Annotated in this window: 20 protein-coding genes and 1 riboswitch; of the genes, 18 read left to right on the plus strand and 2 right to left on the minus strand. The window is 48.0% G+C overall.

From position 1 onward, the window contains the following. Positions 1 to 32: 32 nt before the first annotated feature. Together lipC and AC1RRX_RS16755 are read left to right on the plus strand one after the other, a co-directional pair. Positions 33 to 674: a spore germination lipase LipC gene (gene lipC, locus AC1RRX_RS16750; RefSeq protein ID WP_007410300.1), complete on the plus strand. Its 642-nt coding sequence runs from the start codon at positions 33 to 35 to the stop codon at positions 672 to 674. 195 nt (positions 675 to 869) lie between these two features. Next, positions 870 to 1,085 (plus strand): YczI family protein, encoded by a 216-nt coding sequence (locus AC1RRX_RS16755; protein ID WP_369719110.1) that lies wholly within the window; start codon positions 870 to 872, stop codon positions 1,083 to 1,085. On the opposite strand, the gene AC1RRX_RS16760 is transcribed toward AC1RRX_RS16755, so the two are convergent. Then, a complete protein-coding gene (locus AC1RRX_RS16760) occupies positions 1,056 to 1,376 on the minus strand; it encodes an antibiotic biosynthesis monooxygenase family protein (protein ID WP_007410301.1) in 321 nt (106 codons plus the stop codon). The genes AC1RRX_RS16755 and AC1RRX_RS16760 overlap by 30 nt on opposite strands. A 156-nt stretch (positions 1,377 to 1,532) precedes the next feature. On the opposite strand from AC1RRX_RS16760, the gene AC1RRX_RS16765 reads away from it, so the two are divergent. From AC1RRX_RS16765 to amj, 9 genes are all read left to right on the plus strand, one after another. Then, positions 1,533 to 3,536, plus strand: coding sequence for a penicillin-binding transpeptidase domain-containing protein (locus AC1RRX_RS16765; RefSeq protein ID WP_007410302.1), 2,004 nt, complete (start codon positions 1,533 to 1,535; stop codon positions 3,534 to 3,536). Positions 3,537 to 3,649: 113 nt separating this feature from the next. Beyond that, a complete protein-coding gene (locus AC1RRX_RS16770; protein WP_100001214.1) occupies positions 3,650 to 4,552 on the plus strand; it encodes an aldo/keto reductase in 903 nt (300 codons plus the stop codon). 299 nt (positions 4,553 to 4,851) lie between these two features. Then, positions 4,852 to 6,936: a BglG family transcription antiterminator gene (locus tag AC1RRX_RS16775; protein WP_144464910.1), complete on the plus strand. Its 2,085-nt coding sequence runs from the start codon at positions 4,852 to 4,854 to the stop codon at positions 6,934 to 6,936. A gap of 222 nt (positions 6,937 to 7,158) precedes the next feature. Continuing rightward, positions 7,159 to 8,673, plus strand: a complete 1,515-nt coding sequence (locus AC1RRX_RS16780) for a class I adenylate-forming enzyme family protein (protein WP_144464912.1) — start codon at positions 7,159 to 7,161, stop codon at positions 8,671 to 8,673. A 158-nt stretch (positions 8,674 to 8,831) separates the two neighbouring features. After that, complete coding sequence (locus tag AC1RRX_RS16785; RefSeq protein ID WP_144464914.1) at positions 8,832 to 9,692, plus strand: SDR family oxidoreductase; 861 nt, start codon at positions 8,832 to 8,834, stop codon at positions 9,690 to 9,692. 12 nt (positions 9,693 to 9,704) lie between these two features. Then, a complete protein-coding gene (locus AC1RRX_RS16790) occupies positions 9,705 to 10,208 on the plus strand; it encodes a D-lyxose/D-mannose family sugar isomerase (RefSeq protein WP_007410308.1) in 504 nt (167 codons plus the stop codon). Between the two features lie 87 nt (positions 10,209 to 10,295). After that, positions 10,296 to 10,919: a GNAT family N-acetyltransferase gene (locus AC1RRX_RS16795; RefSeq protein ID WP_015239168.1), complete on the plus strand. Its 624-nt coding sequence runs from the start codon at positions 10,296 to 10,298 to the stop codon at positions 10,917 to 10,919. 6 nt (positions 10,920 to 10,925) lie between these two features. Beyond that, entirely contained in the window at positions 10,926 to 11,348 is a 423-nt protein-coding gene (locus tag AC1RRX_RS16800) for a pyridoxamine 5'-phosphate oxidase family protein (protein ID WP_015239169.1), read from the plus strand. 496 nt (positions 11,349 to 11,844) lie between these two features. After that, positions 11,845 to 12,654: a lipid II flippase Amj gene (gene amj, locus AC1RRX_RS16805; protein ID WP_012116831.1), complete on the plus strand. Its 810-nt coding sequence runs from the start codon at positions 11,845 to 11,847 to the stop codon at positions 12,652 to 12,654. Positions 12,655 to 12,691: 37 nt separating this feature from the next. On the opposite strand, the gene AC1RRX_RS16810 is transcribed toward amj, so the two are convergent. Beyond that, entirely contained in the window at positions 12,692 to 12,982 is a 291-nt protein-coding gene (locus tag AC1RRX_RS16810; RefSeq protein WP_003156265.1) for a DUF3817 domain-containing protein, read from the minus strand. 176 nt (positions 12,983 to 13,158) lie between these two features. Between AC1RRX_RS16810 and lrpC the strand changes: the two genes are divergently transcribed. From lrpC to AC1RRX_RS16845, 7 genes are all read left to right on the plus strand, one after another. Then, on the plus strand, positions 13,159 to 13,593 hold the full coding sequence (gene lrpC, locus AC1RRX_RS16815) for a transcriptional regulator LrpC (RefSeq protein ID WP_007410180.1): 435 nt from the start codon (positions 13,159 to 13,161) through the stop codon (positions 13,591 to 13,593). A gap of 63 nt (positions 13,594 to 13,656) precedes the next feature. Further along, positions 13,657 to 15,843 (plus strand): DNA topoisomerase III, encoded by a 2,187-nt coding sequence (locus AC1RRX_RS16820; RefSeq protein ID WP_003156261.1) that lies wholly within the window; start codon positions 13,657 to 13,659, stop codon positions 15,841 to 15,843. Between the two features lie 233 nt (positions 15,844 to 16,076). After that, entirely contained in the window at positions 16,077 to 17,162 is a 1,086-nt protein-coding gene (locus AC1RRX_RS16825) for a lipoprotein YdaJ (RefSeq protein WP_144464916.1), read from the plus strand. Continuing rightward, a complete protein-coding gene (locus AC1RRX_RS16830) occupies positions 17,143 to 17,991 on the plus strand; it encodes a diguanylate cyclase domain-containing protein (protein WP_085341738.1) in 849 nt (282 codons plus the stop codon). Before AC1RRX_RS16825 ends, AC1RRX_RS16830 begins: the two co-directional genes overlap by 20 nt. Next, positions 17,981 to 19,708 (plus strand): DUF2334 domain-containing protein, encoded by a 1,728-nt coding sequence (locus AC1RRX_RS16835; RefSeq protein ID WP_085341739.1) that lies wholly within the window; start codon positions 17,981 to 17,983, stop codon positions 19,706 to 19,708. Before AC1RRX_RS16830 ends, AC1RRX_RS16835 begins: the two co-directional genes overlap by 11 nt. Next, positions 19,701 to 20,963 carry a glycosyltransferase family 2 protein gene (locus AC1RRX_RS16840; RefSeq protein WP_017419244.1) on the plus strand — a complete coding sequence of 421 codons (1,263 nt, stop codon included), beginning with the start codon at positions 19,701 to 19,703 and terminating at the stop codon, positions 20,961 to 20,963. The genes AC1RRX_RS16835 and AC1RRX_RS16840 overlap by 8 nt, the downstream gene beginning before the upstream one ends. Before the next feature lie 5 nt (positions 20,964 to 20,968). Then, positions 20,969 to 23,074 (plus strand): cellulose biosynthesis cyclic di-GMP-binding regulatory protein BcsB, encoded by a 2,106-nt coding sequence (locus AC1RRX_RS16845; RefSeq protein WP_144464918.1) that lies wholly within the window; start codon positions 20,969 to 20,971, stop codon positions 23,072 to 23,074. Positions 23,075 to 23,208: 134 nt separating this feature from the next. Further along, positions 23,209 to 23,355: riboswitch (cyclic di-AMP (ydaO/yuaA leader) on the plus strand. Positions 23,356 to 23,428: the final 73 nt, after the last annotated feature.

Raw genomic sequence — 23,428 nt, forward strand, 5'->3', positions numbered from 1 at the left:
CAATATCGATAGTAACGAGTGGAGGAAAGTAAATGGGACTTGTTTATACGGCGCTGGGGGATTCTTTGACGACGGGGAGGGGATCCGGGCCGTTTTCCGCCGGTTTTGTCCAGCGGTTTGGGCGTATGATGGCAGAAGATTTACAGACAAGAACTGACGTATCCATCTTTGCCAAATCAGGCCTTGAGACGGGAGAAATTCTCGGGCTTATGTCCTTGCCGTACATTCAGAGGCGGATTCAGGCTGCTGATATGATTACGATTACAGGCTGCGGCAACGATTTGATCGATTCGGTTCAGGCATATCAGCAAACATCGGACGCTTCGGTGTTCACCAGCGTGTCCAGTCACTGCCATGAGAACTTTGAAAAGATGATTGCCAAGATCGCTGCCTTAAAAGGGCCGCACCCGTCTCCTTATGAGATCCGCGTCTTCAATTTATACAATCCTTTCCCGGGCATCTCCATTGCAGAAAAATGGATATCCTCTTATAATGCGCACCTCAGCACACTCGCATCGGCGCCGCACGTCAAAATTGCGGACGTCCACAGCGCTTTCAAAGGAAAAATGAATGAATATCTCTCTCATGACCGCGTACACCCCAACAGCAAGGGGTATGAAGTCATGGCATGCGTCCTGCGGGGGCTCGGATACGGAACCCTCGCCCGCTCATAACCGCGCGCTCCTTTTTATCGGGAGCGCGCTTTTCGTGCTCCTTAAAACAAACTTAAAATTGTCCGACTTTCGTTCTATCCGCGCAAAAAATACGCTAGAATAATGGGGGATAAAGACAGAAATAGAATTGTGTTCAAAAAATGATAACAGAAAGGATGGATTGCTTTGCTGCGCGCCTTAAAACTGTCACTCGCGATGCTGATTATTATACTTGCGGCCGCCGCATTTACGTATGCGGAACATACCTCTGTCATACAGCCGGTTATGCTCGTGTTTCTCGGTGCGGTCATGTTCATTCAGGGGCTGGAGGAAAAACGGAAAGAAAACGACGGCTCCGGGAAATTCAATATCTATACCGCCGTTTTTGTATGGTCGATCTCCTTAATCGGTTTTACGCTTCACGCGATCTGAGGCTGATAGATCCTGAAAATGCTCCACAACGGGAAATGGTGAATAAAAACGGTGCAGTAAGGCTTTCCATTCCTGATATTCCGGCGATCCGCGAAAGCCTTTTGTATGATCTTCCAATGTCTCCCATTCCACAAGCAGCAAATATTTATGCGTCTTTTCCATACATTTGGACAAGGAATGGGACAGATAACCTTTCATGCCCGCGATAATCGGCTCCGCCCGGCGGAATGCCTCTTCGAATTCCCCCTCAAGACCTTCTTTTACATACAGCATGGCTGCTTCTCTGATCATCTGAAATTCCCCCTTTTTTTAATAGATACATTGTATAAGAATATGGCCCGTGACGGCAGGAAAAACAAAAAAATTTTAAACAATATGAGAAAAAAATCCTTGCCAGCCTGATTTGGTTTAGGAGAAAATAACAGTTGGAAGGCAGGGGAATAGACAGTGAAAAAAGGGTTATACCTATTACTTTTACTCGCAGGAATCATAGGTTTGATCGGCTGCTCGAAAACGGAATCGGCCGAAGACAGAATGAAAGATTTCGTAAAAGACTGGAACGGCGGTCATTACGATAAGATGTACCAAAGCCTCACCCAGGATGAAAAGAAAAAACGATCCAAAAAGGATTTTGTAAAGCGATATGAAACCGTTTATGAACAAGCAGGGGTCAAAAATCTGAAAGTCACTGCCGAAAAACAGGACGAAGACGACAAGAAAAAAGATGACCTCCAGCACATCGATTATAAAGTCAGCATGGATACAAAAGCAGGGAAGGTCGCTTTTGAAAACACGGCCGTCCTGAAAAAAGAAAAAACAGACGATGGAGAATCATGGAACATCGACTGGAATCCTTCTTTTATTTTCAAACAGCTTTCCGATGACAAAACCGTGCAGATCGCAAATGAAGAACCGAAGCGCGGACAAATTTACGACAAAGACGGAAAAGGTCTCGCCGTGAATACCGAGGTGCCGGAAATCGGCATTATCCCTGGAAAACTCGGCAAGGATAAAGACAGCGTGATCAAAAAACTGTCTGAAAAACTGGACCTTTCTGAAGACGATATCAAAAGCAAACTGAACCAGGGCTGGGTAAAAGACGACTCCTATGTCCCGCTTCAAAAAATCAGACCGGATGATGAAAGCAAGGTCAAAAGCCTGCTCGCATTAGACGGCGTGACGAAAACGAAAGTCAGCTCCCGCTACTATCCGTACGGCGAAAAAGCGGCCCATCTGACCGGTTATATTAAAACCATCACAGCGGAGCAGCTGAAAAAAGCGAAAGACGGCCAATACAGCGATACTTCCAAAATCGGCATCGCCGGCCTTGAGAATGTATATGAAGACAAGCTGCGCGGCACGACCGGCTGGAAAATTTACGTCCCGCAAACAGGTGAGGTCATTGCTGAAAAGAAAGCCGAAAGCGGGCAGGATATTCATGTAACGATTGACATGAAAACGCAGACGAAGCTGTATGATTCTATGAAAGATGACAGCGGAGCGGCAGTCGCCCTCGAACCGCAAACGGGAGAGACACTCGCGCTCGTCAGCGCACCGTCTTATGACCCGAATGGCTTTCTTTTCGGCTGGAGCGGAAAAGAGTGGAAAAAGCTGAATGAAGATAAAAACAATCCGTTTTCAGCGAAATTCAACAAACTTTATGCGCCGGGATCAACGATTAAACCGATTGCCGCGGCAGTCGGCCTGACAAACGGCACATTGAAAGCGTCAGAAAAGAAAAAAATCACCGGAAAAGAGTGGCAGAAAGATTCGAGCTGGGGCGGTTACCATGTCACACGCGTATCAGAGCGCCTGAATGAAGTGGATCTCGAAAACGCGCTGATCACATCAGACAACATCTACTTTGCGCAAAATGCCATAGATGCCGGAGCGGACGCGTTTACAAAAGGATTAAAAACATTTGGCTTTGATGAAGAGATTCCGTACCAATTTCCGATTGAAAAGTCTTCAATCGCTAACGGCAAGCTTGATTCCGAGATCCTTCTCGGAGATACGGGCTACGGCCAGGGGCAGATGCTGATGTCTCCGCTGCACTTAGCGGCTGACTATACCGCATTTGTAACAGACGGAAATCTCGTCAAACCGACATTGATCAAAGACGGAGAAAAAACACCGCAAATCTGGCATAAGCAAGTGGTATCGAAAGCCAATGCCGAAGAAATCACAAAAGGGCTGAGAGGCGTCGTTGAAGATCCGCGCGGCTCTGCATATCAGCCGGCCGTAAGCGGCATTACCGTAGCCGGGAAAACCGGTACAGCCGAGCTGAAAACGTCTAAAGAAGATAAAGACGGCAAAGAAAACGGCTGGTTTGTCGGTTACGATTATAAAAAGAAAGACCTCTTGATCGCGATGATGATTCAAGACGTCAAAAAACGCGGCGGAAGCCATTACGTCGTTGAAAAAGCGAAAAAGCAGTTTCAGAATCATTAAATGACGATTTTTGCGGGCTGAAAGGAAAATCGGCCGCCGAAGCAGAATGAAACAGCATGGGCAATTCCTGAAAACAGAGATACAAGAGGCTCTAAGAAAAAGGGGGATCTCACATGCAGCGCATTCAATTGGCTGAAGACCTGGAATTTTCAAGAGTGATACACGGGCTTTGGCGTCTGAACGAATGGAATGTTTCAGACGGAGAGCTGCTGAATTTGATTGAATGGTGTATCAGCCAAGGCATCACCACCTTCGACCATGCCGATATATACGGCGGTTATACGTGTGAAAAGCTCTTCGGCGGCGCTTTGTCCCTTTCGCCTTCAATAAGGGAGCGAATCGAAATCGTCACAAAATGCGGGATTGTCATTGAATCACCGGAACGGCCCGGAAACAAGTCGCATCATTATAATACGTCGAAGTCTCACATTTTAGCGTCGGCGGAGGAGTCGCTCTTGAATCTGAATACGGATTATCTGGATGTGCTGCTCATTCACAGACCGGACCCGCTTATGGACCCGGAGGCGGTGGCTGAAGCGTTTCATGCGCTGAAAAGCTCGGGAAAGGTCAGATATTTCGGGGTGTCGAACTTTAAAGCGCACCAGTACAGAATGCTCGAATCCTATTTGGATGATCCGCTCATCACAAACCAAATTGAAATCTCGGCGTACGAGCTGGAAAATATTCATGACGGCACGCTGGATTTCTGTCAGGAAAAACGCATTCCGCCGATGGCGTGGTCACCGCTTGCGGGCGGGAGCGTCTTTACCGGACAATCAGATAAGGACGTCCGTATCCGTGCCGCGCTTCGTTCCGTACAGGAAGAAATCGGCGCCGCTTCCATTGACGAAGTCATGTACGCATGGCTGTTCACCCACCCGGCAGACATCATGCCGATTGTCGGCAGCGGAAAAGAGAACCGCATTTCCGCCGCGGTGCGTGCATCCGCGTACAAACTCAGCCATGATCAGTGGTTCCGGATTTATACCGGTGTCCAAGGCTGCGATATTCCATAAACAGAACAAACGCCCGGAAGCTATCTTCCGGGCGTTTGTTTATGTGGTGTGCAATGTCTAAAAACAAGTAAGGTCACTTTGAAGTATAGCCGTGCGGATCAAGAGTAACAAGCGTCATGGCATATTATCTGACACATTTTTCTTTTTCAATACTGTCACACGGCCCAGTGCCAAATTGCCATTTGAAAATGGTTGAATAATCATTGAAAGCGTTTTATATTATAACTTACACCACTTTCCCCGGCAGCACTCCCCATATGCCATACTTCTCACAACTAGAAAATCTGGAGGCGCGTTTCATGTATATGACAGCGAGAGAACAAAAATTAATGAAACATCTATTACTGCAGAACCGGTACGAGACAGTGCATGAACTGGCGGAAGCTTTACAAGTCAGCACAAGAACCGTTCACCGCGAGTTGAAAACAATCAAACCGATGATGGAATCATTCGGTCTGGCACTTGATAAACAGCCTGGCAAAGGACTGAAAGCGGTAGGAAACCCGGAGGACAAACAAAAACTCCTGTCAGACCTGTCCTATGAACAGCATGAATACAGCGCTGAGGAGCGGAAACTTTTAATTCTATGTTCACTATTAGAGTCTCAAGAGCCGATCAAGCTCTACAGTCTGGCGAACAAACTGCAAGTAACAAACGCGACGATCAGCTATGACCTGGATGAGCTGGAGACTTGGATTGCGCCCTTCGGCTTGACGCTGATCCGAAAAAGGGGCTTCGGCATTCAGCTGACGGGGCCGGAAAATGCGAAACGGAAAATCGTCGGCAATCTCATCGTCAACCGCCTTGATATTCAAAGCTTTTTGGAAGCGGTTGAATTGAATATTAAAGGAAAACCGAACGATGCTGAAAAAATGTTCGGCGTCGTAAATAAAGCGGAACTTTTGAAAATGGACCGGCTCTTAATTCAGCTCAAGGAAAAAATCGCGATCGCCTTATCTGACAGCTCATACATGGCGCTTGCGGTTCATTTAACCTTTGCGATGGACCGGATCAGGCTCGGAGAAACCATCACGATGGGGGCTTCGGAACTAAAAGCGCTGCAGCAGACGAAGGAGTACGGCTCTGCGCTGGAAATGGCAAAAGAGCTTGAAAAAGCGTTCGGCGTTTCAATTCCGGAAGCTGAGATCGGATATATCACCATTCATTTGCGGAGCGCCAACCGCAAATACAAAACGGAATTCAAACCGGAAGACATAGAGGTTGAAACGGCCTTGCAAACGAAGCAGCTGATCGGCTTCATTTCTGAAAAAATTAAAATTGATCTGACGGAAAACGGTTCTTTATACGACGGTTTAATCGCCCATCTAGAGCCTGCGATCAACCGGGTAAAAGAAAATATCGACATGTACAACCCGATGACCGAGCAAATTAAACGCGACTACTTTCTGCTGTACATGGCCGTAGAAGAAGGAATGGAAAAATTCTTTCCGGGGCTTCTTTTCTCTGATAATGAGATCGCTTTCATCGTTCTTCACTTCGGCTCCGCTTTGGAAATCAAACGGGAAGAAGCGAAGATCAAAGCGCTGATCGTCTGTTCAAGCGGCATCGGGTCGTCCAAAATGCTCGCATCCAGGCTGAAAAAAGAGCTTCCGGAAATCCGTTCCTTTGATATGTCTTCCCTCATCGAACTGAAGGATCGAGACATCACCGCGTATGACATGATCGTATCCACCGTTCCGATCCCGTATGAAAACATTGATTACGTCATGGTCAGTCCGCTTTTAAACGAAGAAGACGCTGATCAGGTCAAGCAGTACATCAAAAGAAAAATTCCGCTGATTCTTGACAAAAAAAGAAACGGTAAAAGAGAAGAGAAGCAGCCGGAGACGCCTGATATGCTGGAAGCGGCCGGCCGTATGGCGCATTACGCGGCGGTTATCCAAAGCGTGCTGCGGAACTTTTCGGTCAAATCCATTGATTCAAACACGGCGTATGAACTGTTTTTGAACCGTATGTTTGACATGCTGGAGCAAGAAGGATTGGTTCATAATGCCCAAAAAACCGCACAGCGCCTTGCTGAGCGTGAACGACAGGGCGGACTCGGCATTCCGGGAACGGCGATGGCCCTGTACCATCTCAAAAATGAAGAAATTGTCACGCCTTTTTTCAAAATTTATGATTTGACAGCTCCATGCAGTGTCAAAGGCATGGACGGAAATTCCCTGACCGTCGACCGCGCTTTGGTGATGATGGCGCCGGCTGATATGCCCGCTGAAGGGTCGGAAATACTAAGTGCGGTCAGCTCGGCCATCATCGAGTCCGAAGACAGTATAAAAGCCTTCCAGACTGAGGATGAGGCCGATTTATACAAACGTTTAAACAAGCTGTTTTATCATTTCATTCAGGAGAAAGGACAGCGGTAAACAGGAAGCGCACACCTCATGTGGGGTGTGTTTTTTTGTGCATGTATGAGGGTAAGGGGAAGGGAAGAAACTAAAAACACGGGACTATTGTATCATTCACTGATGGAATAGTTCTAAAACAAAATAGTTTTACAAGTTATATTTTTTGGTTTAAAATGGGTTGCGTGAGAAAGAAAATCTGACAGAGTTTTTTTGTGATTTATCATTATGGGAGATGAAAATATGGAGACATTACAGCATCTGATTCTGCATGACATTTCAAATAGCGAAGAGATTGAAGCTGTAAAAAGCGGTGCGCATACCCTGACCTACGCGGAATATCGAAAACGAATCAACCAGCTTGCACAAGCGCTTCTTGATAAAGGAATAAAAAAAGGCGACAGAGTGGCGATGCTTTGCAAAAACGGCCACGCGGCATCCATTGTCATGTTTGCGGCACTCGAAATCGGCGCGGTAGTTGTGCCGGTCAGCTGGCAATTAACACCTTACGAAATGAAGGGCATTTTAGCAGCCTGTGAACCGAAAGCTGTTTTTTACGGCACTGAATTTAAAGAGATTATGGAAGAAGTGCTTCCTGCGCTTGCATCTTCCCTTAAACTGAAGGTCGAGACCGGAACAGCTGCGGAGACAACGCCTGAGTTTGACGCTTTATTGACAGGCTCCGGCGAAATACCGGACGTCGAAACGGTGTCTGAAAACGATACGGCATTGCTGATGTTTACCTCAGGTACAACCGGCAATCCGAAACGCTGCATGATCACTCACGGCGGCATATACAACTACGTAAACGCGACATTGGCATACACGGGGAGAATGCAGCATGTCCGCTTCTTAGCATGCCATCCGAATTACCATACGAGCGCGATTATCTGCCAGATGGTCGGCACGATGAGCGGAACGACATTCATTATGACAGACAATCAGGACCCTGTGGAAAACCTGAAGCTCATCGAAAAAGAAAAAATTCAAACCATCATGGCGCTGCCAGTCTATTTCACATACCTGCTGAAAGCATGGGAAACGCATCAGACTGACATGTCTTCTATCGTTTATATGATGACGGGAGGAACAAAGGTGCCAAGCAGTCTGATCCAGCAGTATCTCGACATCGGCATTCCGCTCATGCACGGATACGGAAGCACGGAAGCGTGGGGCATCAGCTCTTGGAATCCGCAAATGGGAATGGATAAAGCCGCTTCCGCGGGTAAACCGATGGAAGAAGTGGACGTCCGCGTTGTAGATCCGGAAACAGGTGAATTCCTTCCGCAAGGTTCAATCGGAGAAGTCGTTGTGAAAAGTCCGTTTTTATTCAAAGGCTACGAAGGTAACGAAGAAGCGACACGAAAAGTGCTGAAAGACGGCTGGTTCCATACCGGCGATTCCGGCTATGTGGATGAAGACGGATTTATCTTTATCACCGGACGGTATAAAGATGTCATCATCTACGGCGGCGACAATATTTATCCTGACCAGATTGAAGAGGTCATTCAGCAAGTGCCGGGCATTCTCGAAACGGCGGTTGTCGGTATCCCTGATCCGCTTTACGGCGAAAAACCGAAAGCGTTCATCGTGACAAACGGCAGAGAAGGTCTGACAGAAGAAGAAGTGACCCGATTCCTTCAAGAACGTCTTGCCGCCTTTAAAATTCCGGACATTGAGTTCGTCAGCGAACTTCCGAAAAACAACCTTGGAAAAGTGAGAAAAGACGTGCTCCGCAAACAAGCGGTCCGTTCATAATTGAAAACAAAAACCCGGCTGCCAGCCGGGTTTTTTTCTTGCGTTCCATGTGAAACATTTTTCTCCGAAAACGTTTTGAACTGTCTCAATCATGTTTATCCGGAGGACAGCCGAGGTAGACAAGAAATATGAGATCGAACAAGAAGGAGGAACTTGACATGGAAAACTATCCGAAGGAATTCCCGGCGGAATCACAAAACCGCCAGCCGGGCATTGAGAACGAAATGAATCCGGCGCCTGTTTATGAATACAAAGAATATAAAGGCGCTGATAAATTAAAAGGAAAAATCGCACTTATCACAGGGGGCGACAGCGGTATCGGACGCGCCGTAGCGGTTGCTTACGCGAAGGAAGGCGCAAATGTCGCGATCGTCTATTTTGATGAACACGGTGATGCGGAAGATACAAAAAAACGAGTGGAAGAAGAAGGCGTAAAATGTCTGTTAATCCCCGGCGATGTCGGTGAGGAAGACTTTTGCAATGAAGCGGTTGAAAAAACGGTTGAAGAATTCGGGCGTCTTGATATTCTCGTGAATAACGCCGCGGAACAGCATCCGAAAGAAAGCATTAAAGACATCACAAGCGAGCAGCTTCACAGAACCTTTAAAACAAACTTTTACTCACAATTTTATTTGACTAAAAAAGCGATTGATTACATGAAGCCGGGCAGCGCGATCATCAATACGACATCCATTAATCCTTACACAGGCAATCCGCAGCTGATTGACTACACGGCTACAAAAGGCGCGATTAACGGTTTTACGAGATCCATGGCGCAAGCGCTCGTCAACGACGGTATCCGTGTCAACGCCGTGGCACCGGGGCCGATCTGGACACCGCTCATTCCGGCGACATTCTCAGAAGAAACAGTCGCTTCCTTCGGTCAGACTACTCCGATGGGGCGGGCAGGCCAGCCTGTTGAGCATGTCGGCTGCTATGTGCTCTTGGCCTCAGATGAATCATCTTATATGACCGGGCAGACGCTGCATGTCAACGGCGGCAAATTTGTAAACACATAAGGGGGCTGAAGCATGACGATATCGAAACATGATGTGAATGCATACTATCAAAAAGCGGGAATCGTTCTGACTGATAATGAAGTCGAAGACATTCAAATCATGGATTACGGCTTAGGCAAGCTTGAGGAAACCGGGCTTCAGCTGTTTATTTACGTGAATACCGACCGCTACTGTTCGAAAGAATTGGTGCTCTTCCCGCGCCAGACGTGTCCGGAACACCGTCATCCGCCGGTCGGCGGCGAGAAGGGAAAACAAGAGACATTCCGCTGCCGCTGGGGGAAGGTGTATCTCTACGTGGAAGGCGAAAAGACAGAGAACCCAAGCGTCCTCCCGCCGGAAGAAGACAAGGAATACTACACCGTCTGGCATGAGATTGTGCTTGAGCCGGGCGGACAATACACCATTCCGCCGGATACGAAGCATTGGTTTCAAGCGGGAGAAGAAGGGGCGGTCGTCACGGAAATGTCATCGACAAGCACGGATGATCACGACATTTTCACCGACCCGCGCATTTAAGGATGAGGCTGCACGCCTCATCTTTTTTTGTATGGAAAAAAATGAATTTACCTGTATAATGGCTAATAAAGGAAAGAAGGTGCGGTCGTGTTTTCCTGTCAAATCCGGGAACACCTGACGATCAGATTGCTTGCCAAAGAAGATACGGACGAATTGTATTCTGTTATGAAGCGAAATCAAAACCATCTCAGCGAATGGCTCAGCTGGGCGGAAGACCTGGCTGATATCGATACGTACCGCGATGTGATCATCCCCGAATGGCGCTATAAATACGCGGAAGAAAATGGGTTTGACGCCGGAATTTTTGTGAAGGGCCGGTTTTGCGGCATGATCAGCATCCATAATGTCGATACAGCCAATCAAAAAGCAGAGATCGGCTACTGGCTGGATCGAGAGCATGAAGGATTCGGCATTATCACCGCAAGCTGCCGGGCGGTCATCACCCATGCATTTCAGGATCTCGGCCTGAACCGCATTATGATCAGCGCGGCTGAAAAAAACATGAAAAGCAGGGCGGTGGCGGAGCGGCTCGGATTTCAGAAAGAAGGACTGACGAGAGAAGGCATTTTCGTACAGGGCGCCTATCATGACACGGTGAACTACAGCATGCTGAAGCGGGAATGGAGCGAAGATCGGCAGAAGAGCACATTTCTTGGTTTAAATGTCTCCCCAATGTGGAAAAGTAAAAGCGGAGACGTTAAAAAGGAGTGATTCTTCATGAATCAAAATGAAATCAAAGAAAAAGTGCTTGAAGTACTGGATCATCATAAAGTCGGTTCGCTTGCGACGGTAGAGCAAGGCAAACCGCATTCACGCTACATGACATTTTTCCATGACGGCTTAACGATTTACACGCCGACGAGCAAAGACACTCATAAAGCGGAAGAAATTGAAAACAATCCGAATGTTCATATTCTGTTAGGGTATGACTGTGAAGGATTCGGAGACGCTTATGTGGAAGTGGCAGGAACCGCCAAGCTGAACAACTCAGCCGATTTAAAAGAAAAGCTGTGGGGTCCGAAACTGGAACGCTGGTTTGACGGAAAAGACGATCCGAACCTGGTGATTCTTGAAATTGAACCGAAGCAGATCAAGCTCATGAACGCAGGTGAAAAAACGCCGGCCGAGCTGGAACTTTAATAAATCATTTGATCATTCAGGGGCAATCTGTTATACTTAATTGCTAAGTGACAACATGCAAATAAAAAAGAAAGTAAACTTCTTTTTTCTGTTTTGATATAGAAGCTTCAGGCTTCAATGGACAGCTTGAAAAAAGCTGAGCTTATTCTTTTCCTTCTGACATTCGCCCCTAACGAAGAGATGGAAAAAAGACTTTTTGTTTTACAATTCACACCGGCGCGGCTTCGGAGCCGCAGTGACGATTGAGAGGTAGGGCTTTCGTTGTCTTGTGTTCAAGAACTTCCATGGTGTTTACTTTCGAAGAATGATTCTGTCGGAACTGTTAATACGAATCACCCGCGGGCTAAGGCGGGCAACCATATATTATTTATTTGCGTAAGAAAAGAATAAGACAAAACCGCGCCGGACATCCGGGCGGTTTTTTTATGTAAACGGCCGAAACCTCGCCGCAGTCTGCAGAGTCTAATCAGTAGAAAAGATTTGGAGGAATCATACATTGCACGTTATTACTTCACAAGTACTGTTTATCTTCTGTTTTCTGCTGCTGATACATTCGATTGAAACGCTTGCCTATGCAACACGGCTTTCCGGCGCGAGAGTCGGATTTATCGCGTCCGCACTGTCATTATTTAATGTCATGGTCATCGTGTCTCGCATGTCAAACATGGTTCAGCAGCCGTTTACCGGACATCTGATTGATGCCGCCGGATCAAACGCCCTGTCTCTTGTGGGCGCCCAGTTTCGATTTTTAATATTCGGCTCCACGGTCGGAACGATGCTCGGCATCTGTCTTTTGCCGACATTCGTCGCGTTATTCTCCAGGGCGATTATACACTTGGCGGACGGAGGAGGCTCCGTCATGCAGGTATTTAAAAAAGGATTTTCACTGAACGGGCTGAAGCATGCGCGTTCTTATATCAGACTGCCGTCAGTCTCCTATTTAAAAGGGCTTCAATTCCGAATGATTCCGAAACGCTTGTTTGTCATTAATATGGTCATTACGTCTATTTACACGATCGGTGTTCTGTCCGCTCTGTACGCCGGCCTTCTGGCGCCTGAGCACAGCACGACCGCCGTGATGGCATCAGGCTTAATCAACGGAGTTGCGACTATGCTGTTGGCTGTGTTTGTTGACCCGAAAGTCTCCGTACTGGCAGACGATGTGGCGAAGGGCAAGCGCAGCTACGTCTCCTTAAAATGGACATCATTGACGATGGTCACATCAAGGGTCGCTGGTACGCTTCTCGCCCAGCTCGTATTCATCCCCGGCGCTTATTATATCGCCTGGGTGACGAAATGGATGTAACGCATGAAAAAAGCTCCTCTGCAGAAGAGGAGCTTTTTTATTGATAATTTCTCAGGCCGCGATCATAAATAAAATTACCGAACGGAATAAAGGCCGCGATAAAACCGGCGGCTGACCATTTCACATGCCATTTGACAGTAAACGCCGCATACGCCAGCACCGCCAGATAAATGATAAACAAACCGCCGTGAATGGAACCGGCAATGGTGACGGCGAGCGGATGATGAGCCCAATACTTCAGCGGCATCGCGATAAACAGCAGCACCAAAAGCGACATTCCTTCAATAAACCCCATCGTGCGAAGTCTGCCGATAGGCGTGTGTAACATACAGCTCCCTCCTGTCGGACATCTTTTTTCCTCTATACTATAAGCAAAGGGCAGTCCTAATATGACCATTTCGCGTCTGTTCCTGAAAAAACCTTCATGATTTCAGCCTGTTGTTCTTGTCATTTTTCGGATTTCTCTTGATAATATAGCCAAAAGGGTAAGGAAGGACTACAGTCATGAAACTAGATAATGTGGATCTGAGCATCATCAAAGAGCTCCAAAGGGACAGCCGCCTGTCCATGCGGGAACTGGGCAGAAAAATCAAATTGTCAGCTCCGTCCGTCACAGAGCGTGTCAGACAGCTTGAATCCTTCGGCGTCATTAAGCGCTATACATTGGACATTGATCAAAAAAAGATCGGGCTTCCTGTTTCCTGCATTGTCGAAGCGACAGTGAAAAACGGAAAATACGATCAATTTAAAACCTACATTCAATCCATTCCCAACATTGAATTTTGTTTTCGGGTCGCCGGGGCGGCGTGTTATATGCTGAAGATGAACGCGGACAGCCTGGAAACGATCGAACACTTCATCAACCGCACCTCTCCGTATGCCCAAACCGTGACCCACGTCATTTTCTCAGAAATTGACACAAAAAACGTCCTCGATTAGAGAGAGCGTGAGGAAGTCTGTTATAATAACAGGATGATTGTGAAAGAAAGAGAAGTGAAAAGCATGTCAAAAACAGTTGTATTAGCTGAAAAACCTTCAGTCGGCCGGGACTTGGCCCGCGTTCTGAAGTGTCATAAAAAAGGAAACGGATATCTTGAAGGCGACCGCTACATCGTCACATGGGCGCTCGGGCATCTGGTAACGCTCGCTGACCCTGAAGGATACGGCAAAGAATTTCAATCATGGCGGCTTGAGGATCTGCCGATTATTCCGGAGCCTTTGAAGCTCGTCGTCATTAAAAAAACAGGAAAACAGTTCAATGCGGTCAAAGCTCAGCTTGTCCGGAAAGACGTCAGCCAGATCGTAATCGCTACAGACGCAGGACGGGAAGGGGAGCTTGTGGCCCGCTGGATTATCGAAAAGGCAAACGTCCGCAAACCGATTAAGCGGCTGTGGATTTCCTCTGTGACAGATAAGGCGATTAAAGAAGGATTCCAAAAGCTCCGCAGCGGAAAAGAGTACGAAAACCTGTATCATTCCGCCGTTGCCAGAGCGGAAGCGGATTGGATCGTCGGCATCAACGCGACCCGCGCGCTGACCACAAAATTTAACGCGCAGCTGTCATGCGGACGCGTCCAGACTCCGACATTGGCGATGATCGCCAAGCGTGAAGCGGACATTCAGGCGTTCAAACCCGTTCCTTATTACGGTCTCCGTGCGGCTGCTGATCAGATGACGCTGACATGGCAGGATAAAAAAACAAAGCAGACAAGAACATTCGATCAGACGGTGACCGGCCGTTTGGCAAAAGATCTCCAAGGAAAGCCGGCGGTCATTTCAGAATTGAAAAAAACGGCGAAGAAAAGCTTCGCTCCCGGTCTTTATGACTTGACGGAATTGCAGCGGGACGCTCATAAGCGCTTCGGTTTCTCCGCAAAAGAGACGCTGTCGGTGCTTCAAAAGCTGTATGAACAGCATAAGCTTGTCACTTACCCGCGGACGGATTCCAGATTCCTTTCCGCAGACATCGTGCCGACTTTAAAAGACCGTTTAAACGGCATGGAAGTTAAGCCGTACGCACAGTACGTCAATCAAATACTGAAGCGGGGCGTCAAAGCGCATAAAGGATTCGTCAATGATGCGAAAGTATCGGATCACCATGCCATCATTCCGACAGAGGAGCCGCTGATCCTTTCAAGCCTCAGCGACAAAGAACGAAAGCTTTACGACCTGATTGCCAAACGTTTTCTCGCAGTGTTAATGCCGGCGTTCGAATACGAAGAAACAAAGGTCACAGCCGATATCGGCGGCGAAACATTTACCGCAAAAGGGAAAACGGTTCAATCGCCTGGCTGGAAAGCCGTGTATGATATGTACGAGGATGACGACGATCATGAGGAAGACAAAGACCAGACGCTCCCGGATCTTCAGCAGGGTCAGCGCCTCACTGTCTCATCACTGAAAGAAACGAGCGGACAGACGAAACCGCCGGCGCGCTTTAATGAAGGCACGCTGTTATCCGCGATGGAGAACCCAAGCGCCTTTATGCAGGGAGAAGAGAAGAACCTTGTGAAAACATTGGGTGAAACCGGCGGACTCGGAACAGTCGCCACCCGCGCTGATATTATTGAAAAACTGTTCAACAGTTTCTTAATCGAGAAAAAAGAAAAAGATATTTTCATCACGTCAAAAGGGAAGCAGCTCTTACAGCTCGTCCCGGAAGATTTAAAATCGCCGGCCTTAACCGCTGAGTGGGAGCAAAAGCTTTCCGCCATCGCAGCGGGCAAACTGAAATCCGCCGTGTTCATTAAAGACATGAAAACATATGCGGGCAAAACGGTGAAGGAAATCAAAAACAGCAGCCAAACCTTCAGACATGACAACATTTCAGGCACCGCCTGCCCTGATTGCGGCAAAATGATGCTTAAAGTCAACGGCAAACGCGGCACGATGCTCGTATGTCAGGATCGTGAGTGCGGCAGCCGGAAAACGCTGGCAAGAAAAACAAACGCCCGCTGTCCGAACTGTCATAAGAAAATGGAGCTTCGCGGCCAGGGCGAAGGCCAAACCTTCGCATGTGTATGCGGCCACCGGGAGAAACTGTCCGTCTTTGAAAAGCGCAAGGCGAAAGATAAATCCGGACGCGCATCCAAGCGGGACATCAACTCTTATATGAAAAGCCAAAACAAAGAGGAGCCGATGAACAACGCGCTGGCAGAACAGCTGAAAAAACTCGGCCTGGATAAATAGATCAGAGAAAGGCAGCATTTGTAAAGAAATGCTGCCTTTTGTTGTGTTTTTAACTGTAATGGGAATACGATCCAGACGAAGAGGGAAAAGGTGAGCAGACGGCGCTCCCATTTAAAATTTCCCAATGTGAAAAAATGCTAGTATTCTTTTATCGTTTCCTATATAGTAAAAATACTTTGTGAAAAAATAAGATATGGGTCTAAAAAAGGATTTATAAAATAGGAGGATGGACTGTGAAGCAATTCGTTTTTCGTCTGATGATCCTTTTGATTTCGATCGTTCTGACGGCGGGGTGCGCGGAGGCCGGCACTGAAAAACAGGCGGCAGCCGTACCGTCCGGACCGCTTCAGCCCGCAGAGCATTTTATTTATCATAATTTGATGAACGGGCGGGGGATGATCCGGACGAACATAACCGGTGAGCCGGAATATTTATCAGAGTCTCTCGGACTATGGATGGCATTTTTGCTGAACAGGAAAGATGAACGGCAGTTTCAAGCGCAATATCAGCTTCTCACCGATTCGTTTCTGACGAAAAACGAGCTCGTGTCGTGGAAGATTGACGGGAATAAAGCGAGCGGCACCAATGCCTTAATTGACGATTTCAGAATCATGAACTGTCTGAATGAGGCCGGAACCCTATGGGGAAACAGTGAATACGGGAAAACAGCGGTGCAGATCGGGAAGGCGCTGGAAAAATACAATACGAATGACGGGTATTTTACGGATTATTATGATGCCGCTTCAAATGCCGCGTCAAAGACCGTGACGTTGTCCTATGTCGATCCCGGCGCCTTACAGATGCTCAGAGAAAAGGGGATTATCGATGAGAAAACGGAAAACCGGAACCTCGATGTTCTCAATCTTGCGCCCCTGAAAAATGGTTTTTTGCCGAAATCGTTCAATACCGAAACTAAGGAATACAAATATGACAGCGAAGTCAATGTTATCGACCAGCTGTATGCCGCCGTGAATCTGAAGCGGGGCGATGGCAAAGCCGCTGTGCTGTCGAAATGGATTATAAAGGAATTTAAGTCGCGCGGACAGCTGTACGGACGATACAGCGCAGACACGAAGGAGCCGGTGGTTCAATACGAATCACCGTCCGTTTACGCCCTGGCCGTTCTTTTTTTAGCAGAACAAAAAGCTGATCCGGCTGTCATCAAGCCGCTTTATGAAAGAATGACTTCATTTGAAACACTGGACACGCTGAAACCTGATTACGGCGGCTATATGAGCGGGGGCGATACACATTCTTTCGATAACCTGCTGCCGCTTCTGGCTGAAAGGAAATTGTTTAATGAAAATATCATTCAATGAATCACAAAAACTGTGCAGCTACACAGCAGTTATGCTGGTGCTGCTGTCTTTTTTTATTTACTATGCGTCTCAGCAATCCGCAGGGCTTCTGATAACCTGCATCACATTGCTTGTCACGGGAGCCGGCATATGGTTCGGGGCAATCTACGCGCTCGTCATCACCTTACTCGTCTTATTTGTTCTCGGCAGCCTGCTCCTGTGGTTTCAGACCGGAAGCTTTATGGCGTCTGCCGGTGCCGAAAGTCTGCAGGTGCTGGTCATTTGGGGGATTGCGCTGCTCGTCTTTTCTTACATAGCGGGAAGGATTCACGAGTTGGCGAAGGGGCTTGAGCGCTCAGTGAAACAGCTGCGTGAAGAGATTACGAGCTTTGTCGCCGTCGACAGGGTGACCGGCTTTGACAACCATCTGCGGATGAAGCTGGAGCTTTCCGAGGAGATCAAGCGGGCGGAACGCTACGGCAATTCCTTCGTCTTTTTGCTGCTGCACATGCATTATTTCAAGGAATTCAAATCCCTCTACGGAGAAAAAGAGACCGACCGCCTGCTGGCATTTATCAGCCGCCAAATCCGGTCAAGCGTTCGGGAAACAGACAAAAAATTCAGGCCGTCCGCCGAACGGTTCGGCATCGTGCTGACCCATACGCCTGAAGAACACATGCCGGCCGTTCTGGCGAAGCTGAAAAAGGAATTGGATACGTATCGGCTGCAAAACGGTAAATACGTCTCCATCACCTTCCGTGTATGTTACTTGGCGTACCGAAAGGATTTACAAACGGCCGAGCAATTTTTAAATGAACTGGAAAACGAGATGATGATGAATGAACTCTAAATGGATACGTCTCTTACTCTCGGCGCTCTTCATGATTTCGGCGGTTTATGTTCCCCTTACGGCGGAAGCAAAAGACAAAAAGGACGGCATTCTCATTATTTATACAAGCACGGACGGCAAAGAAACCGCTGAGGTCAAAATGCTTGATCTGACCGCGGGCCATTTCTCATCCGCCGTCACCGTGAAAAGCGACGGAGACATCACAGCCGCGGACCTCAAAAAGAATCGGCGCGTCATCTATTACGGCGTCACGAAAAAAAAGCTCAGCACATCATTCGTGTCTCTGATCAGCAGCATGCCGCAGCAGCTTATCAGCATCGGCTATAACGCCGGACAGTTCCGCCAATTTGCGGGTTTGTCCCTGACAGAGAAAGAAACGGTATACCGCATTTACGGCAAAGAAGAAAAAACAGACATGCCGCTTGAAAAAGGGATGTCCGTGCTCGGCGTATCGGGAGTAAAAGGAAAGCCCCTTTATACATACCGGTCCGGTGACGGCAGCACCCGCCCTTTTATGTGGAAAACGGCGCGCTCTGACTATTATTTCGGTGTGACGAGCCTGTTAAATGATTCGTTTCTGACGGCGAAAGCGCTGCGCAACGCATTCGGAGAATCAGCGGGCGGCACCCTCCTTTATTTGCGGCTTGAAGACATCAGTCCGATGTCAGATGAAACATTGCTTTACGAAGCGGGCGCTTACCTGCATAAAAGACACATTCCGTTTATTCTGGCGGTCATTCCGGTCTATCTCAATCCGGAAAACGGAGAAAAAGTATACTTGGCGGACAAACCGAAAATGGTCAGCGTCCTGAAAAAACTTCAGCAAATGGGCGGCAGCATCATTATTCACGGCTACACGCACGCATACCGATACAGCGAAACGGGAGAAGGCTTTGAATTTTGGGATGCCAAAGCGGATCAGCCGATTACGTCAGAAAATGCGGATGATACTCCGGTCAAGCTTGAAAAGGAACAGGATTTTCCGAATGAAAAAGCGTACCGGGCGTATGTGAAGCCTTTCCGTGAAAAAGAAAAAATCTACACGAGAACGAAGCTGGAGCAGGCGATTGACGATCTGACAGAGCTCGGCCTTTACCCGCTGTCATTCGAAGCGCCGCACTATACGATGTCTGAAGAAGGCTACAAAATCGCATCTTCTTATTTCTCCAGCATTTTCGGACAAGTGCAGCTCAGCGGCACGACGTGGAAAACCTCGGGCGCCCCTCCGTTCGTCTCAAAGCCGGCTATGCTGGACGGGATGACGCTGTACCCTGAAACAATCGGTTATGCCGATAACTCAAAGGAAAATCCGCTCGGAGATATGGAGAATCATATTTCGCAGATGATTGATTTCGGCGGCGGAGTGGCGGGCGGTTTCTACCATCCGTATCTCGGCATGAAATACCTCCCCGAGCTCGTCAATCAGATGGAGCGGATTCCCGGCGGCGAGTGGCTCGATCTGAAGAAAACGAAGCAAACGGTAACGTCGGACAGCGTCAGGATCAAAACGGACGGAGACGGAACCATTCATGTGGAAAACAAGATTCATCCGATAACGGCCTTTTTCAATCACCATCAGCAGACGCCTCTGGAAAAAGCGCTTTGGATTCTCTCCGGCGTGGTGTTATTGTTTATCATCATGTTCGCCTGCTACGTTCTTTATTTGCGCGCCACATTAAAAAAACGAATCTTTAAGGAGAGAAGGAGCCTTGAGTAACATTCTGTTTTTTATCTCATTAAGTTTAATATGGGTGATGCTTCTCTATCACATGTTTCTGATGCAGGGCGGATTCAGGCATTATATGACCTTCGAACGGAACATTCCGAAATGGCGCGCAAAGATGGGGGAGCTCCCGAAGGTCAGCGTGCTCATTCCCGCGCATAACGAAGAGGTCGTCATCAGGCAGACGCTGAAGGCGATGGTGAACCTGTATTATCCGAAAGACAGGCTTGAGATCATCGTCGTTAATGATAATTCCTCCGACCGGACGGGAGACATCGTCAATGAATTTTCGCGTCAGTATGACTTCATTAAAATGGTCATCACAAAGCCCCCGAACGCCGGAAAAGGAAAATCTTCGGCGCTGAACTCAGGGTTCGCGGAATCGAACGGAGACGTGATCTGCGTGTATGATGCGGACAATACGCCGGAAAAAATGGCGGTGTACTACCTGGTTCTCGGTCTGATGAATGATGAGAAAGCGGGAGCGGTTGTCGGGAAATTCCGTGTCATCAACGCGGCCAAAACGATCCTGACGAAGTTTATCAATATTGAAACCATCTGCTTTCAGTGGATGGCGCAGGGCGGCAGATGGAAATGGTTCAAAATCGCCACCATCCCGGGAACGAACTTCGCGATCAGGCGGAGCATTATCGAACAGCTCGGCGGCTGGGATGATAAGGCGCTGGCGGAGGATACCGAGCTGACCATCCGCGTGTATAATCTCGGCTATCATATCCGCTTTTTCCCGGCGGCTGTGACATGGGAGCAGGAGCCTGAGACATGGAAGGTGTGGTGGCGTCAGCGGACAAGATGGGCGCGCGGCAACCAATACGTTGTTCTCAAGTTTTTATCCCAATTTTTTAAGCTGAAACGCAAGCGGATCATCTTCGATCTGTTTTATTTCTTTTTTACGTATTTTTTGTTTTTCTTCGGTGTGATCATGTCAAACACGATTTTTATCATCAATCTTTTTTACGACCTGCATCTGGCAGTCGGGTTTTTGGCGATGATTTTGTGGATACTGGCCTTTTTCCTGTTTATGACTGAGGTCATGATTACTTTAAGCATTGAAAAAACAGAAATGAACAAACAAAACTTCTTTATCGTATTTCTGATGTACTTTACATACTCCCAGGCTTGGATCGTGCTCGTCATCTGGTCATTATTCACAGAGATCAAGCACCGCTTGTTCAAGCAGGAAGTCAAGTGGTACAAAACGGAGCGATACAATCAAAATAAAAGCGGGTGACCTTTTTGAAAAAAGCGATCATATTGATAACTGGCCTTTTGCTATTGATGTATAACGGGCAGGCGGCCGCGGCCCGGGAACTGAAAACGGACGGTTCCGCCCTCGGAACAAGCGCCGGCGCAAAAGAGCAGCAGGCGCTGACTGGCGATCTGATGACACTGTACGGGGCGAAAGACAGCGCAGAGCTGACCTATCAGATTCCTGCGGGAGCTTCGAATGCGGATCAGTCGCTTCTGATTGATTACGAGGCGTCAAACTTATTAATTGCCCCGTCTTCTTTAACCATCGCCATTGATGATGAACCCGTCAAATCCATAAAGCTTGACGGCAGTTCCAAGCGGAAAACGGTGAAGCTCAATCTCAGCAAAAGCCAATCCGCCCAAGGCTATCACAATGTATCATTACGATTTTACGGCGTATTAAAAGAGGGCGTCTGCGTCAGGCAGGATACGTCAGGCAACTGGATAAAAATTTATCCGGACAGCCGCCTTGTGCTTTCAGAAGCAAGCAAGTCAAAGGGAGCGGATCTCGGCCATTTCCCGTATCCGTTTGCCCAATCAGGCAATACGGGTGAAGAAACCGATATTATCCTTCCTGACAAACCGACCTCGGCGGAAGCTGAAGCCGCAGTCAAAACAGAAGCATTTCTGAAAACGGCAGACAGCAGGCTGAAGGTATCCTATGTAAAAGAATCCGACGCCGGCAAAATCAGCAATCCGTCAATTGTCATCGGCGCTGATCAGCATTGGAACGGGAAAATAAAAGAACTTTTCGAACGCGGGAACATCAAAGCGGAAGACAACAAACTTCTTCTCGCTGAACGGGTTCTGACATCAGGGGACAAACGGCAGCCCGTCCTGTTTGTCACGGCGCAATCAGACAAAACGCTGACGGATAAAATCCGCGTCATCACAGACAGCGCTTATTCAAGCCAGCTGGGCGGAGATACTTTGACAATCGGCCGCCTTCAGCCCGCTGCGGAAAAGACAGGCAATAAACTGACACTAGAGGACTTCGGCGCGGGAAATGTAACGGTCGGATCAAACAAAACGGCGTCAGAGCACTTCTTTTACCCTGCGGCGGCCGCTGTTGATAAAGACGGTAAGGTCAAGCTTTCACTTACATTAAAGACGTCGGAATCGATCCGGACGAAGGCGGATTCAGCAAATGACGCCGAGAGAGCGGAGCTGAACGTCACGGTCAACGGACAGCCGAATGCGGTGCGTCTTGATGATCTCGGCAATAAAGATAAAGACGGCTTTTACCACGTCTCCATCCCGATTGATCCGAAGCTTTTGCGAAGCAGCAGGTACATTGATCTGCAATTTGTCACATCAGGTTTGAAACATAACAATCCGTGTATCGACCGTGACGAAAACAAATGGGTCTATATTGATAAAAGCAGCACGCTGACGTATCCGGTAAGCGATACGGCGCAGAAAGCTGATTTCGGGCAATGGCCGCTCCCGTTTGCGGGCGGCGGGAAAGAGAAAACAGTGATCGTCATCCCGGATGGCGTAAACATACAGACACTGAAAGAACTTTCTCTGGTGGCGGATTCATTCGGAAACGGCTTTACCGTAAAGACTGCATCAGACATGAAGGAAACGGATGCCAAAGGCCGGAATGTTGTGTTTATCGGAGGCCTGCCGCAAATTCCGCTTTTGAAATCAAACGCCTCTAAGCTTCTCGTGCCGTCAGACCGCAGCGGCGCGTACGATGTTTCTTCGTTTCAGATGCTTAATGAGACGACGAAACAAGTCGCGTTTACCCAGGAATCACCTTGGGACTCCGGCCGGAGCATCGCTGTTTTTGCTCCGTTATCAGGAAGCGGCGCGTCTGTCACAAAAGAGCTGATCAGCTTTTTAGACAGCACAAGCGATGCCGCAACTGTCATTAACGAAACAGCCGGCCGGCAGCTGTTTTCGAACCATCAGCAAATCAAGTCCGATGACAGCAGTTCGGCGGTTGATACGAAGAGCCGGTCCGCAGCACTGAACGTTACGTATATTGCTGTTTTCGCGGCGCTTATGATCATTGCGGCCGGTCTGATCTGGCTGACGGCAAGAAGGAAAAAAAGGAAAGCGGATAATGAAAAAAGCGAAGAGTAATGAAGGAAAAAGAGGCCGTTAACAGGCCTCTTTTTTTGTATTTTTATTTCCATTTTTGGCGGTGATTTTTTTATTTTTGAAACAGCATAAAAGCCCCTTTACAACTGAACGGGACGGGAGTATGATCTCTTTTATAATCTATATCGCTTAATCTGTAATCAGAGCGGGGGAACCAATTTGCGGCGCGTGATGCCGCTTGGGGTGAATCCTTTTTCAGGTAGGGCCAACTCTCATCAGCCCGAATCCGACAGCTAACCTCGTAAGCGTTCATGAGAGGAGATGAATGAAACCTGTGCACGATTATGGCGCAGGGGCATCCGTTTGCCTCTGTGTCTTTTTGCTGTGCTGAAATAT

This window comes from Bacillus sp. GW821-FHT11D08, assembly GCF_058808515.1.